Below are 14,645 nucleotides of genomic sequence, written 5' to 3'. Positions count from 1 at the left end.
ATGGAAACTTCCTTTGATCCTGTTGTAGCGATGATGCTGAATGCATTATCTTATGAATTGGAAAAAGTGGCTCACGAACTCGAAGATTCCAAAACCCGCATTGTAGAAAGAGTTTTAGAAATTATGTTTCCAGAAGTTTCATCTGGAGCTAAACCTTCAAGAGCAATTGTTCATGCATTGCCAATAGAAAATAATATTAAAGTTTCTCTCCAAAATCAAATGACGGTTAGCAGAAGGATTCATAATATTTATAATCCGCTGGCACCAATTACAAAAGAGATTGCGCTAGCGCCAACTCTAGAGGTAAAGTTGTCTGCCTGCGAGATAAAATATATTGCGTATGAAAGAAATCTGTATCAAATCTCTAATCTTTTTTATAAAGATGCTGTTAGAGATTATAATCATACAATGCCATCGGGAGAGATTGTTTTAGGGATCGAACTAAGCAGTGAAAAGGCATTAGAATTGGAAGATTTAATGTTGTATGTCGATATTAAAAATACCCATCAGAAAGAAATGTTTCATTATTATTTAAAACAAATGAAGTGCATTTTTGACGATAAAGAGATAGAAGTAAAAGAAGGTTATAACGTTCCGTTTAATGATCTTGATATAGAAGGTGTTATTAATCACAATTATTCTACTCTTAGTGGAGTAATGCAGGAAGTAAATGAATTTTACTTTGATAATTTTTATACTTTAAAAGGAGTCTTAAAATATAAAAACATAAATGAATATGCAGCTGAATATAAACCATTTGAAGAGGTAGCCAATAAAAGTGAAAAACCAGTAATTTGGGTAAAAATGGTATTTCCAGAATCATTAGTCCCTCAAATTATAGATAATGTTTCTTTTACAGCAAATTGTATTCCTGTAATTAACAAAAAAAAGCATAATCTAACCAAGCCGCTTGATACTTTTTTATCATACATAGCTTTAGACACGAAGAATGATATTTTTCTTGATATAGATACTGTTGTAGATGGACTTAACAGACGTTATGAGACAAAAGAGTTTAAAGAGGGCATTTTAGAAGAAGGAAATGCAGTGTTGAGAACAGGAGGAGTTTCCAGATTTGATTCCAGGACAGCATCTGAATTGTTGCAAAATGTTTTAGATTTATTAAAAGACGAAAGTTCTTCGTTTGCGGGTTTAGGAAAAGACTTTATGAACAGTTCTTTGATTGAAATTAATCAGTTGCTGGCTTCGGTAGAGCAACAAGCTAAAGAAAGTAATTTTTCTAAAAGTAATGATCCTTATTTAATGATTAAGCCTAAGGCAGATGAATCTGTAGGGAAATCATTCAACATAAGTTATTGGTCAACATGTGCAGAAGAAGGTAATGATATCAAGGCAGGAACTGTTTTGGCATGTAAAGATGATTTATTTTTTGTAAGCAAAACAACAACACTTATGACAAATACGGTGGGCGGATTGAATAAACAAACCAACAAAGATCGAATTTTAGCTTATAGAAATGCCTTGCTAACACGAGGTAGAATTGTGACTTTTGCCGATATTAAAGCCTTTGGATTTAATCATTTTAAAAATTCAATAGAAGATATTAGAATAGAAAAAGGAACAAGGAAAGAAATATCTGTAAAAGCTGGTTTTAGCCGAACTGTAGATATTTATATCAAAACAAAACCTGAAGAAAAACAGCATTTATCTGATTCTGAATGGAATTACTTATGTGACAGTTTTTTGAAAAATCTAAAAAACAGGTCTTCAAATGCATTTCCGTATAGAATGTTTGTTGACTAAAATAAAAAACGCCGAAAAACTACTTTTCGGCGTTTTTGTTTAATTGAGGATTTATTTTGGTTTTATTGGTATTTTTTATCCGTTAGGGTTTTCATAAAAGCAACGAGAGCTTTTTCTTCTTTTACCGTTAAATTTAGTTTATCAAAAGGAAGAGTCTGATTTTCTACTTTGTAGCCTAAACCAATTCCGCCTCCTTTGTTGTAAAAAGAAACCACTTCTTCTAAGGTTTTAAAAACTCCGTTATGCATGTATGGAGCGGTAACTGCTGCATTTCTCACTGTAGGCGTTTTAAAAGCACCGACTAACTGTGACATTTGATTGTATATATAACGGCCTTTATCTGGACTCAAAGATTTTCCTGAAGGCTCATTTGGAGTTCCGATAACTTCATGTTCGGTTTTGGAATAACTTGGTGGAACTGTTCCGTTAAACAAAGGCGTAAAATGACAAGTAGCACATTTTGCTTTTCCCATAAAAAGATTCATTCCTTCTATTTCCTCATTGTTCAAAACATTTTTATTTCCTCTCATGTATTCATCAAATCTCGAATCAAAAGAGTTTAACGAACGTACATAACTCGCAATAGCATTTTGAATCTGCCACGCTTCAGGTTTTGATATTTTTGGATAAGCTTTTTTAAACAATTTTACATATTCCTTATCCAGCTGAATTTTAGCATGAATATTTTCCATAGAACCATGCATTTCGTCTTTATTCTGAATCACGTCGACACTTTGTTTTTCTAGATCCAACTGACGCATGTCCCAAAACTGAGCATTCTGCAACGAAGCATAGGTTAGAGTAGGCGTGTTTCTTGGTAAATTCATTCCAGTAAGCGAAACATTTGTTTTTAAACCATCTGTAAAAGCTTTTTCAGGATTATGGCAAGTTGCACAGCTTCTATCGTTATTTTTAGAAAGACTTGTATCGTAAAACAATTTTTCGCCTAACGCAGCTTTTTCTTTAGTAAAATTATATTCTTTAGAAAGCACAAAAGCATTTACGTCAAAAGCGTCTTTGTCAAATAGAGTTTTAATTGTTGGTTTTAGCGGGCTGCTTTTCTTTACATTTTTAATATTCTCTTCTTTCTGAAAAGTTTTCAGTTTTTTCGAAATCGGATTCAAATATTCAGTTATAAAAACGGCACGATTGAAAGCATTGAAATTATTATTTTCAGAGCAGTATTTTTGTGCGTTTTTGGTTAATTCTCTTAATTCAGATACCGATTTGTTATCAGCATTAATCTTTTCAAGCGTTTCCGGAATCGAAATTAAACTCTGTCCAGCTTCGGGAATTGAAGACTGCAAAATTGGACTGTCAAAACCTGTAATTCCTAAGGTAACAACTCTAAAAACATTCTGCTGTATGGCATCCAGAACATAATCGTCACTAATGGTAATAACTTCAAAAGTGCTTTTGAGCTGTTTGATATTCGATTGAAAAATATTCAATTCTCTTGTTAAATCTTCTTTGCTTTCAAGATTGTATTCAGGATAGATCATTTCTTCCATAACCTGAAAACCATGCGGTTCAAAAGATCGGTTTTCTTCCAATTCCATTTCGTCAAGAGCAGGGCCGTTCATGAATCTGGCGGTTTCAGGAATAAAATATTCAATTGCCCATTCGACTTTTTTGTATGCTAGCCGTGACTTTTTAAATTGTTCTACAATTTTTTCTTGCGAAGAATTGCTTTTTACAAGCTTTTGAAATTGAGTAATTTCATTGCTAAGTTTACTTAAATCGACAAGTAATTCTTGTTTAACCGTTGGTTTTGAGGCTTCGCTTTCTTTGCATGAATAGAAAAAAGAAAGCAGTAGAAATAGAAAGGTAAAATATTTTAATTTCATAGTGGAGTTGTAATAGAAACAACCCTTATCGGAAAATAAGGGTTGTCAATAAGATTTTGGTCGAAAATTATTAGCGTTGTACGTTTCTAATAATTACAGTTTGTCCTCCCTCTTTGTTAGTTTGAGTTCCCGAACCATCAGCATTTTTAAATGCATCGCTTTGCCAAGTGTGTGGGTGAACATTTACCGTGAAAGTATCTGGAACACCAATGATATCTGAAATGTCTTGCATAGCTCCAAATTCCCAGCTTCCAAATCTCATTTCGCCAGTTTGGTTATAAAGAGTGTTCCAAGCTGTATCTGTTCTTTTGTGGTTCATGTTTAACCACGGTTTATTTTGTTTTGTAGCAATATTGTATTGCCAAATGTATGAATCGTGTTTTGCATCTGCATAATAACTATCACCATCTTCTTGAATGTAAACGTAGTTTTCAGTCACACATAAGTTGTCAGGATTGATGATTCCAGTTCCAGGAGTACTGTCACCTTCAACAGCCAATTCTAAAGTTCCTTTTAATGGGTTTGTTGCGTCTAATTTTACTTTATAAACTCTTCCCCACATGGTGTAACCTTCAACTGGAGCATTATTTGTTGCTTGACCAGTTGCTGTAAAATAGATCTCTCTATTGTTGCTTGCGCTTCCTTTTCTGTAATCTACGTCTTCAACTCTTGAAAAACGGATTGCTTTTAAATCATTAACCGTTGTATTGATTACAGCACCAGTTAAGTTTTTTGCATTCGGAATTTCAACAAACTCAACAGGATATGAATTGTTTAACTTCATAGTGGTTTCAACTTGATTTCCGTCAGTTCTTTTTAAAGCATATAATTTTCCGTTAGATAAATCACCAACTGTACTTACATACATAATCAGCTGACCAGCACTTACGTGAGAAGTAGAATACGATTGATCTTCACCAATTAAAATAACTGTTTTTCCAGGATAAGCCTCTTTTGGAAGCGGAACAGCGTTTTCCATGCTTGCTTTTCCTAAAGCTGGTAAAACTCTGTCTTTTCTTGCTTTATCTGAAGACAACCCTAACGGATTGATTCCGTGAACCATACTTTCCTGACCGCTTTCTCCTGCAGTTAAAAAGATTGGCCCAAATCCGTGAACTTCTGGAGTCGCCAAAGTAGCAGAACATAAACGAGTTAGACCTCCAACACCATCAACAATATAATCTCCTTTTACAGGTTTGAAAGTTTTGTCTAAATATACTCTTGATACAGATTGGATAATTTCGTGGTTGGTAATCATAATGTATCCATCACCATTTGGATCTTTCATTAATCCAGCTCCGTCTGGCTGTGCTCCGTAAACAAAAGAAGGTGAATTTGGAAGGACATCTGCACTTGTAATTAAAGTGCTGATTTTTAAGTTTTCAAAACCTGTTTGTGCATAAACAAAAGGAGGTACTTTTGAATGTGAAGTAAAATCTATACTTGCGTTTACATCGTTTTTTGAATCTTTGTCATCATTTTGACAGCCTATTGCAGAAAGACCAGCAAGTCCAAGCAAGGTAATTGATTTTAAAAAGTTAGCTTTCATAAAGTGTTTTTTATTTTTTTGATTTAGGCAAAGCTATCTCTCTAAAACAAAGTACACGTTATGTTAATTTTTTCTTAATGCTAATAAATGTAAGTCTTGTATTATGAAAAAGTAAATTAAAGGTTTCGAATGTAAATTTAAGATTCCTAAAAAAAACTTAAAACTATTTGAAGAGCTGATTTAGATTAGTTGCTTTCTTCTCTTTCAGTTTTTTAACAATTTTGAGAAAAGCAATCGCAGTAATATAAGCGTCTCCCAAAGCAGTGTGACGGTCTTTCTTTGAAATATCAAATTTATCAGCTAAGTCATCTAAAGTATAATGATCTTTCCTTTCAAATAAATGTGATTGGATTAAAGTCTTTTTATACAAATAAGCCGTATCTAAAGTTTTATTGGTTAAATGCGGAAGGCCATTTCGTTCTAAAGCTTTATTAATCATAGTAACATCAAAAATCGTGTGATGCGCAATAATTATGGAATCTCCCAGAAAATCCAAAAACTGCTGCAAAGCTTCGAGCTCGGTCGGACGTTTGACAAGCAGATCTTTTAAAATGCCATGAATCTTAGCGGTCGATTTATCATAATGATCTTGTTCTAGATAAACTTCAAAACTGTCCTGAACATTAATAATTCCGTTTTGAAGAACTAGTGCGCCAATGCACAAAATGCGATCATTATCGTAATCAAATCCTGTAGTTTCGGTATCTAAAACCACAAAACGAGTTTCTTCGATCGTAATATTTTCATCGAATAGATTATTTTCTTCTTTCTTCCAAAAATTGAATAAACTCATTATTATACCAGATTTGAGATATTAAAACGTACTGAGATAAGTTCCTGAAGTTCTTTAATGGTTTTAAAAGTACGTTTCAGTTTAATTTTTTCCATTTTTGTTAAAGATTCCAATTCGATAAACTGACCAGAATCATGATGTAGCAATCCTTGTTTGGTTCTAAATTTCAGTAAAGCTTTAAACGAATAAGAACACGATAAATACAATTCTCTGTTATTAGGCTCCAATTCTGCCAGTTTCTCAAAACGCTCTGCTGTATTGCTGATTCCTTTTACCGAATGGGATAAAATTAAAACGCGTGCAGCATCGGTTAGAGGCATTAAAGCTCTACGTTTAATATCGAAATTATCTTTGTTTGCACCGTCTTGTTCAACCAAAAATTGTCTAAAGAAGCCAGTAGGCGATGGGCTTTGCAAAGCGCCACTCACCAAATGCATATAAAAAATCGGATTTGCTTTTACGTTTTCAAAAATGGAATCAGACAGTTGATTAACGATTTCAGAATCGCCATAAGTTTTGCTGTAATCAAAGAAAATAAACGAAAGTAAAACCTCATTTTTCCCAGGATTTGTAATCCAATGATGTACTTGGGCTTTCCATTCGTCCAGACTCATGCACCATTTCGGACTTGAAGCCATCATATCGGCAGGACAATAATCGTAACCAATTTCAAAAAGGCCTTTATTGACAAGTCCGGCAAATTTTAAGAAATAGATTTTAGTTTCATCCCTAAAAACTTCATTGACATTTTCATATACAATCGCATTATCTTGATCGGTATGTAGCATTTGCTCGCCGCGCCCCTGACTTCCAAGCGCTAGCCAGGCAAATTTTACAGGTGGCGGACTACTCATCTTTTCCAAACAAATTTCGATAACTCGAGTTGTACAGGCTTCATTCAATTCTGTAATAATTTTGGTAATCAAAGTCATCGGAATATTTTGATCCAGATAACCTTGAAGCAATTGCATAATTCGGTTACGAATTGGTTTTATCTCTTTGATTTTTTTGGTACGCTTCAACGCTTTAATTAGAACCGCTGGATTATTTCCAAGCGCCACCATTACGTCATGTTTCGATAAAATTCCGACCGCTTTAGTATTTACAGTTCCATCTTTTGTTAAACACAAATGGCTGATATTACTTTTCATCATCGCCATTTGCGCCTCTGTAACCGTCATTTTTTTCGGATACGTAATAACAGGTTTTGTCATGATCGTTTCGGCAGTTGTGGTTATCGGAAAATCGCCTGTAACTATTTTGTTTCGAAGATCTTTATCAGTCAAAATACCAATAGGAAGCATTTCATCTACAATCAATATCGCACCAACTTTCTTTTTATTCATAATCTTTGCCACTTCCTTAACTGTCGTTGACGGACTGCAGGTAACGATTTTTTTAGAATATTTTATTGGCGCTAAATCAAAAGAATGATTGCTCGAATGCAGGTTTTCATTCAGCTGATCATCACCATATAATTTATCTTTATGAATATCTGAGTAAGGATTTCGAGTATTCGAAGCATAACTCTCAATCAGGAAATTACCAACATTTCTATTTTCTAGCGCATAAGGTTTAAAAACGGCAATCGGAATAGCATAAAGAATACTTTCTTCGTGCGCTACTGCTTCCATAATGTAATTTTCTTGCGCCAAAAGCGGACGAAGTCCAAAAATATCGCCTTCATCACACATGTCTAAAACAGTGTTTTTAGTGCTTTTTTTCAAAGCGACAGCGCCTTTATGAACTACATAAAAAGAGTCATGCGTTTTGTCATTTTCGGCAAAAATCACAGCATCTTTTTCTTTATATATAATTGAAATCTGTTCAGATAGTTTTTCTAAATCTCTCTGATGCAAAAAATTAAATGGCGGATATCCTTTTAGAAAGTCAGCAACTCTTTGCGAAATGGTATTTTTCATTTGGTTGGATTAAAGTTCTAATGTACTATTTAAAATAGAAATGTAAAAGAAACATTTTTGTTTTTTGAGTTGCAAAGGGACGGAGGTACAAAGTGACAAAGGTTTTACTCATAGTTTTGTCATCCCGAGGAACGAGGGATCTCCGCAAGTAACTCAACAAAGTTTTGCAATAAAAAAAGCTCCAAAATTGGAGCCTTCAATATTTTAAATTAAGTCTTAATCAACTTTATAAACTGTTCCTCTTTGTTTCTCCTCAGAACCAACTAAGCCGAATTCAAAAGTGTAAGAATCTTTAGAAGTCGTTAAAATCTTCATGCTGATTGCTTTTTCTTCAGCCATATTTTTCGGATGTTTTTTCTGCAGCACATATTCGCAATCACTTACCCAACGAATGGTTGCCGTATCTGTTTTACCTTCAAAAGTTTCGATTTCGATATCGTCTTTGCGTTCAAAATAAGTTGTTTTTTTCTCGCCGTTGACTTCGGTTTCAAATTTGAATTTCCCAGTTTTAAAATCTTTGCAATTGTGTTCAGTATTATAACAAGACACTAAAGCCAATATTGGAAATAAGAATACTATTTTTTTCATTTTAATTAAGTTGTTTTTTAGGAGCTGATTCCTGCTGTCCGCTATATCTTTTGTGTCCCGATAGCTATCGGGACCACCACAAAAGGATGCCGCTTCCATCAGGGCTAGGGCGTTAGGATTACAATAAACAGTTGTATTATAATTAGATTTTTTGAATATAAAATTCTTTCAGTTTTTTAGATTCTTTGACTTCTTCTCTCATTTCCTCTTTAGACTCACTTTTAATTGCTTTTGGCCAGATATGAAAACCTCCCTTTGTCATCGCTTTAATTTGTTGAAGAACGTTTGGCGAAAAATCAGAAAAAAAACTCAAGTCTTCAGGATTATCCCAAATACCCCAAATGCCGTTTTCGTCTATATCTCCAGCATAATTAATGATATGTGTTGGATAAGTTTTGACCATTTTAAGTTTAAAATTTTCCAAATTATAAGAGCCGTTCCATCGAAATGAATCTACATCATCAATTCCAGAGCCTGTAATAATTGAATTTGCAAAACTCAATTCAATAGACATTTTATGTTGTGAGGACGAATTAGAATAGCAATAAAATCCTTCCCATTCTCCGCTTGGTAAAAAGTGATGTGTTTCGTTATCTTTTGATTTCATATTTAGAAAGATAGATTATTTCAACCTCTTTAATTCATCATCGGTAAAGTTCTTGATTTCTTTTTCTTTGGCAAACTTTTCGGCATTATAATTTCCCGATTTATTCTTCGGAATTGATAAACTATTCCATTCGCTGTTTTTCAATTGTTTAGCATAAAAAACAATTTGCCCAACATGATAAGGATAATGTGCCAACTGGCGATTAATGGCTTCAATAACCGTATGGCCTTCATTTCTAATGTAAATGATATCTGAAAGCTGATCTGCTTTTAAGTTTTCTAAGGCATTTTCGAGACAATTCCAACCTTTATTCCAGATATATAAAACCTCTTCTTTAGATTGTATATCGTTTTCAAATTCGGCATCACGGTTTCGCCATTCTTTTTCTCCATCAGAAGTTAGAAAATCAGTCCATCGCGAAAGCATATTGCCCGAAATATGTTTTATGATTGTTGCAATGCTGTTGGTGTCGTCATTAAAAGAAACAAAAAGCTGTTCAGGTTCGAGTTGATCGATTGCTTTTTCGCCAAGCATTTTATAATATAAAAATTGCTTTTTGACACTTTCTAGGTAAGATTCATCAGCTTTCATGATTTGCTATTTTAAGATTGAAGTTCGATTTTGTTTTCCTGAATCAATATTTTTCCCCAGTCATTTAGTTTCCAAAGAATCTCTACTAATTGTTTTCCAGTTTCGGTCAAAGTGTATTCAACCCGCGGAGGAAGTTCGTTAAAAGAATGTTTTATCAATATGCCATCTGCAACCATTTCATTTAACTGCTGATTTAAAACACGTCGGTCCACTTTTGCAATGCCACGCAAAAATTCGCTAGGTCTTTTTTTGCCATCATTTATCTGCCAGACAATCGGAATTTTCCATTTTCCGCTAATGGAATTTACAGCAATTTCTAGTGGACAAATTTTATTTTCGGCGTTTCGTTCCTTTGTTTGCATAAAATTGACTTTTATATCCCTATGGGATAATAATATGCGGTATTGCCAGTGTTATCAGGCTTTCCGATCTTTACAAAAATAATCAAAATTTTAAGCATAATAAGCGATTGAGTAAATCAAAGTAAAAACATGGAAGATATAAAACGTAAAGGAGCTAGATCGGCAAAAGATATTCCTGCTTCTGTTTTAGAACAGCTCAATAAAGGAGAAATTGAAACTGCTAATCTGGTAGAATGGCTTGCTGTGAATCAAACGACGCTTTTAGGGAATCTATTGAAAGAAAGTAATCGAATTCAATATTTGGAACCTATTTTGACAGATATCAGAAATTTGAAAAAACAGACAGTGAACACCATAAATGAAACAATTGGAACAGGAATATTGACAGAATCAATTCTTAATAATGATTCTGATATACTTTCAATAATGGCGAGACACAAATCGGATGTAGTAAGATGCTGGTTTGCTTATACAATTGGAAAAAATCAAGAGCTTAAAATTAAAGCAATTTTAAAGGAAATGCAGTTTCTGTCAGCCGATAAGCATTTTGGTGTAAGAGAAATTTCATGGTTAGCAATTCGATCCAATATTATAAACAATTTAGAAGAAAGTCTTGAAATTTTATTAGAATGGACTTTTAGTGAAGATGAGAATATAAGACGTTTTGCGACCGAAGCGACCAGACCAAGAGGAGTTTGGTGCGAGCATATTCAAAAACTAAAACAAGAACCAGAATTGGCTTTAAAAATTCTAAATTCTTTAAAAAGTGATCCTTCAAAATATGTTCAGGACAGTGTTGGAAATTGGCTGAATGATGCCAGTAAAACAAGACCAGATTTTGTAAAAGATTTATGTGAAAAATGGGAGAAACAAAGTCCAACAAAAGAAACACTTTATATCATTAAAAAAGCGCTCAGAACAATAAAAAAATAATTTATTATATAATTTTGATATCGTATTTATCCAATAATCCAACAATTCCCTCGGTAGAAAACTGCGCTTTTTTCATCGGATTAAATTCAGGGTCAATTTTGTAATTGTAAGCTGTTTTAAAATTAACTCCCGCCAATTGCGTTTCGTTAAAAATAGCGCCGTCTAGATTGCAGTTGTCAAAAACAGAGCTCGTTAAATTGGTTCCTATAAAAGTCACTTCGCGTACAGAGGAATTGATAAATTTGGTTTTAGGCATCTTTTTATTCGAAAAAAGAGCATAATCAAGAACGCAATCTTCAAAATAAACTTGAAATAAAAAATCGTCACATTCGTTAAAAGCAATTCCGAGAAGTTTGCAGTTTTTGAAAGTGACATTTTTTAAACTTGTTCCTGCTAAACTCGTCATAGAGAGATTACAGTCAACAAACTCGCAGTCCAAAAAAGTATTAGAATTGAAATTGCTGTTGGAAAAATCACAGTTTTTAAAAACACAATCTTCAAACTCGCGATTGTTTATTTTCTTATCGATATAAACAACTTTCTCAAATGTTTTCTGAATGTGAATTAGACTTTCCATGAATGTTTTTTTGGTTTTTGTGCATTGTGACGCACTCGAAGTATATAGATACTCTCTTTCGTTATTTGATAAGAAATAGCGTAATCGTAAACAGAATAAACTCTAAAACTGCCATCATTGCTGGCTTTTTGTTTATCAAGTTTATAAATTTCAGATTGTGTTTTAAGTATTTCAGTGCTTTCAAAAATAGTATTAACTACTTTATCTGCAATAGTAAGTGATTTACTTTCAAAGAAAATGTAAAAATGAATATCTTCTAGTTGGCCCAAAGCACTGTTTGTCCAAATTATTTTCTTCCCCATTTTTTTGCAATTTCTTTAGCTTCATCTTCAGTATAAAAATTGCCTTTTTTAATATCGCCTAAGGCATTTTGAATATCTAAATTATAAGCTGCATCCGAATCAATTGCGGTATTATTTATTGATTGTAAAAGGTGTTTTAATTTTTCTACAAAAGAGGGGTCTTTTACTTTATCAATTTCTTGATGAATCCAGTTTATTTCTGCTTGTATATCCATAACAAAGAATTTTAGTAAAGATACAAATTAGTCATTAAATATACCTTTCATAATAATTTTCAATCCCAAAAAGATCAAAAGCATAGAAGAAAGACAAGCCACAATTCCGATTCCTAAAACAAGGTAATGCCAATTGTTGCCTTGATTTTGAAAAGCATTATAAATCAATGTTGGCCCAAGAAACATAAGAGGCAGAGCGCCTGATAAATATTTCACTCCTTTTTTTAGTAATTCTTTATTTGTTGCCATGTTTTTAGTTTCAGGTTTTTCCTTGTGTCAAGTTTCGAGTTGCTTGACTTGCATCTAACCGCAAAGGTCGCAAAGTTTTTTTACATTAGAAACTTTAAATAAAACGCAAAGTTCGCAAAGCTTTAGAAAAACTTGCGAACCTTGCGTAAACCTTAGCGTGCTTAGCGGTTAAAATGAACTGCAAAGCAGAAAACTATTTATTTTTTATAATTATCAACAGCATTTCTTACGCTGCCATATTTTTTCAATAATTCAGAAGCTTCTTCATAAGAAACTGAAATCTCGTCCATAATCATTTTTACACCACGATCAACGAGTTTTACATTGCTTAACTGCATATCGACCATTTTGTTGCCTCGAACTTTTCCAAGCTGAATCATTGCAGCAGTCGAAATCATATTTAAAACCAATTTCTGTGCAGTTCCGGCTTTCATTCTAGAACTTCCTGTAACAAATTCTGGTCCAACTACAACTTCAATTGGAAATTGTGCTGTCAATGCCAGCGGACTTCCTGCATTACAAGTAATACATCCCGTAACAATGTTATTTTGATTACAAGTTTCTAAACCACTGATAACATATGGAGTTGTGCCAGAAGCTGCGATTCCGATTACGACATCATTTGAGTGGATATTATGATTTTGAAGATCGATCCAAGCGTTGGTTGTACTGTCTTCAGCGTTTTCTACAGCACGTCTGATGGCTGTATCTCCACCAGCAATAATACCATTTACCAAATCAAAAGGAACACCAAAAGTGGGAGGACATTCAGAAGCGTCAACAACACCAAGTCGGCCAGAAGTTCCTGCTCCAATATAAAACAATCTGCCACCTAGTTTTAACTTTGCAACAATTTGCGGAATCAAAGCTTCTATTTGTGGCAAAGCTTTCTCGACTGCATAAGGCACAGTTTTGTCTTCTTGGTTTATATTAGATAACAGTTCATGAACAGACATCTTCTCTAAATGTTCATATTTTGAGGCTTGTTCAGTAGTTTTCGTAAATGTCATTTTATCGTTATTTAGACTCGTCAAAATTAATATATTTTATATCAATCTTGCAAAGTCTCAGAGATTTAAAATCATTTTTTTTCTTCTATTTTTTTGCATAAAGACGGTTAAAATGTGACTTTGTTACATAAACTAAAATATTATATTTGTTTAATATAAAAAGATAAATGGATAAATTAGGATTTTTAGATAATGTTGCCCGTATTGCTGTTTTTGTTTCGTTACTACTTGCACTTTTTTTGCTTACCGTAAAGACAGAAAATAAATTAGCAAATCGATTATTTGCCTGTTTCATAACTTTTTCAGCAATTGATTTCAGCGGCCTTCTTGATTTTTCATTTCCGACAGAATATATTTATTTAACGATTTTGAGAAGTACATTTTGTTTGCTGGAAATGCCTCTGATTTATTTGTACGTTTTAGCAGTCTGTTATTCTGATTTTCGATTAAAATGGAAACACTTAATATATACAACTCCATTTGTAGTAATGAATTTAGTTTTAATGCCTCGATTCTATTTAGAATCAGGTATTGTAAGAGAACAATTTTTGGCCAACTTCAGTAACATGCCTGAAGTGTATTTTTTTCAGATTTTAATCGAATGCCAATATTGGTTTTATATTGTCAGCATATTTTTGATTTTAAGAAAATACAAGAAAATCTACCTCGAAAATTATACAAATCCGAGTACCTCTACCTACAAATGGCTTTTTCAGATGAACTGTGTTTTTGCGGTAATGCATAGTATTACAGCTTCAAAAAATTTGTTGCGTTATACTGCTTCCAGAGATACTTTTCTTTGGGGAAATGTTCTTATGGTGATTATGGCCTTAAGCGTAATATGCTGGTTTGTAATGAAAGCATTAAATCATCCGGAACTTTTTAGAGGAATTAATTCAAGATTGACGTTAACTAAAGACTTTCTTCCTAAAGAAAATAATGAAACCATCGAAATTGCAAATAATCAGGATGAAGCTGTTTCTGCTCAGATTTCAGAATTAAAAAATTATATGATTGAGAAGGAACCATATCTTGATCCGTCGCTTACGATCCAGGAACTGGCCAATCAAATTGAAATTTCAGTTCGAGATTTGTCTGTTTTGATTAATCATCATATGGATCAGCATTTTTTTGATTTTGTGAATGAATATCGTATTCAAAAAGCAATGGAAATTTTAAAAAATCCTTCCAAAAAAGATTTAACTGTTTTAGAAATCTTGTATGAGGTGGGATTTAATTCTAAATCATCGTTCAATACTTCTTTCAAAAAATATACAAATTTAACGCCTACGGCTTATCGAAACGCTTCATAACTAGTAGTTTGTAAAAAGTCGTA

General features: G+C 33.2%; 16 protein-coding genes. 3 read left to right on the top strand and 13 right to left on the bottom strand.

Going from position 1 to position 14,645, the window contains the following annotated elements; translation table 11 throughout:
* Positions 1 to 1,764, top strand: a complete 1,764-nt coding sequence (locus tag DM397_RS16495; protein ID WP_162615495.1) for a type VI secretion system baseplate subunit TssF — start codon at positions 1 to 3, stop codon at positions 1,762 to 1,764.
* A gap of 62 nt (positions 1,765 to 1,826) precedes the next feature.
* Here the strand turns inward: DM397_RS16495 and DM397_RS16490 are convergent, their stop codons facing one another.
* From DM397_RS16490 to DM397_RS16455, 8 genes are all read right to left on the bottom strand, one after another.
* Positions 1,827 to 3,611, bottom strand: coding sequence for a cytochrome-c peroxidase (locus DM397_RS16490; RefSeq protein WP_111378587.1), 1,785 nt, complete (start codon positions 3,609 to 3,611; stop codon positions 1,827 to 1,829).
* A gap of 70 nt (positions 3,612 to 3,681) precedes the next feature.
* Complete coding sequence (locus DM397_RS16485) at positions 3,682 to 5,160, bottom strand: PhoX family protein (RefSeq protein ID WP_111378586.1); 1,479 nt, start codon at positions 5,158 to 5,160, stop codon at positions 3,682 to 3,684.
* Between the two features lie 163 nt (positions 5,161 to 5,323).
* Positions 5,324 to 5,953 (bottom strand): 3'-5' exonuclease, encoded by a 630-nt coding sequence (locus DM397_RS16480; protein WP_111378585.1) that lies wholly within the window; start codon positions 5,951 to 5,953, stop codon positions 5,324 to 5,326.
* A 2-nt stretch (positions 5,954 to 5,955) separates the two neighbouring features.
* Positions 5,956 to 7,875 (bottom strand): DUF294 nucleotidyltransferase-like domain-containing protein, encoded by a 1,920-nt coding sequence (locus tag DM397_RS16475; RefSeq protein WP_111378584.1) that lies wholly within the window; start codon positions 7,873 to 7,875, stop codon positions 5,956 to 5,958.
* Between the two features lie 216 nt (positions 7,876 to 8,091).
* On the bottom strand, positions 8,092 to 8,463 hold the full coding sequence (locus tag DM397_RS16470) for a DNA topoisomerase IV (RefSeq protein ID WP_111366732.1): 372 nt from the start codon (positions 8,461 to 8,463) through the stop codon (positions 8,092 to 8,094).
* 142 nt (positions 8,464 to 8,605) lie between these two features.
* Complete coding sequence (locus tag DM397_RS16465; RefSeq protein ID WP_111378583.1) at positions 8,606 to 9,070, bottom strand: hypothetical protein; 465 nt, start codon at positions 9,068 to 9,070, stop codon at positions 8,606 to 8,608.
* Positions 9,071 to 9,085: 15 nt separating this feature from the next.
* On the bottom strand, positions 9,086 to 9,661 hold the full coding sequence (locus DM397_RS16460; RefSeq protein WP_111378582.1) for a DUF1572 family protein: 576 nt from the start codon (positions 9,659 to 9,661) through the stop codon (positions 9,086 to 9,088).
* A gap of 11 nt (positions 9,662 to 9,672) precedes the next feature.
* The gene (locus DM397_RS16455) at positions 9,673 to 10,023 is read right to left on the bottom strand and encodes a winged helix-turn-helix transcriptional regulator (RefSeq protein ID WP_111378581.1); all 351 of its coding nucleotides are present in this window, start codon (positions 10,021 to 10,023) and stop codon (positions 9,673 to 9,675) included.
* Between the two features lie 129 nt (positions 10,024 to 10,152).
* Here DM397_RS16455 and DM397_RS16450 point away from each other — a divergent pair, with 129 nt between their 5' ends.
* On the top strand, positions 10,153 to 10,956 hold the full coding sequence (locus DM397_RS16450) for a DNA alkylation repair protein (protein ID WP_111378580.1): 804 nt from the start codon (positions 10,153 to 10,155) through the stop codon (positions 10,954 to 10,956).
* 4 nt (positions 10,957 to 10,960) lie between these two features.
* On the opposite strand, the gene DM397_RS16445 is transcribed toward DM397_RS16450, so the two are convergent.
* From DM397_RS16445 to murQ, 5 genes are all read right to left on the bottom strand, one after another.
* Positions 10,961 to 11,533 carry a pentapeptide repeat-containing protein gene (locus DM397_RS16445; protein WP_111378579.1) on the bottom strand — a complete coding sequence of 191 codons (573 nt, stop codon included), beginning with the start codon at positions 11,531 to 11,533 and terminating at the stop codon, positions 10,961 to 10,963.
* The gene (locus DM397_RS16440) at positions 11,521 to 11,835 is read right to left on the bottom strand and encodes a type II toxin-antitoxin system RelE/ParE family toxin (RefSeq protein ID WP_111378578.1); all 315 of its coding nucleotides are present in this window, start codon (positions 11,833 to 11,835) and stop codon (positions 11,521 to 11,523) included. Before DM397_RS16440 ends, DM397_RS16445 begins: the two co-directional genes overlap by 13 nt.
* Positions 11,820 to 12,050: a hypothetical protein gene (locus DM397_RS16435; protein WP_111378577.1), complete on the bottom strand. Its 231-nt coding sequence runs from the start codon at positions 12,048 to 12,050 to the stop codon at positions 11,820 to 11,822. The genes DM397_RS16440 and DM397_RS16435 overlap by 16 nt, the downstream gene beginning before the upstream one ends.
* 27 nt (positions 12,051 to 12,077) lie before the next feature.
* A complete protein-coding gene (locus tag DM397_RS16430; RefSeq protein WP_111378576.1) occupies positions 12,078 to 12,299 on the bottom strand; it encodes a DUF6095 family protein in 222 nt (73 codons plus the stop codon).
* 197 nt (positions 12,300 to 12,496) lie between these two features.
* On the bottom strand, positions 12,497 to 13,309 hold the full coding sequence (gene murQ / locus DM397_RS16425) for an N-acetylmuramic acid 6-phosphate etherase (protein WP_111378575.1): 813 nt from the start codon (positions 13,307 to 13,309) through the stop codon (positions 12,497 to 12,499).
* A 167-nt stretch (positions 13,310 to 13,476) separates the two neighbouring features.
* Here murQ and DM397_RS16420 point away from each other — a divergent pair, with 167 nt between their 5' ends.
* Positions 13,477 to 14,622 carry a helix-turn-helix domain-containing protein gene (locus DM397_RS16420; RefSeq protein ID WP_111378574.1) on the top strand — a complete coding sequence of 382 codons (1,146 nt, stop codon included), beginning with the start codon at positions 13,477 to 13,479 and terminating at the stop codon, positions 14,620 to 14,622.
* Positions 14,623 to 14,645 lie beyond the last annotated feature (23 nt).

It is taken from the genome of Flavobacterium nitrogenifigens, from assembly GCF_003254565.1.
GTDB lineage: Bacteria > Bacteroidota > Bacteroidia > Flavobacteriales > Flavobacteriaceae > Flavobacterium > Flavobacterium nitrogenifigens.
This window is presented reverse-complemented; position numbering and strand designations above follow the sequence as displayed.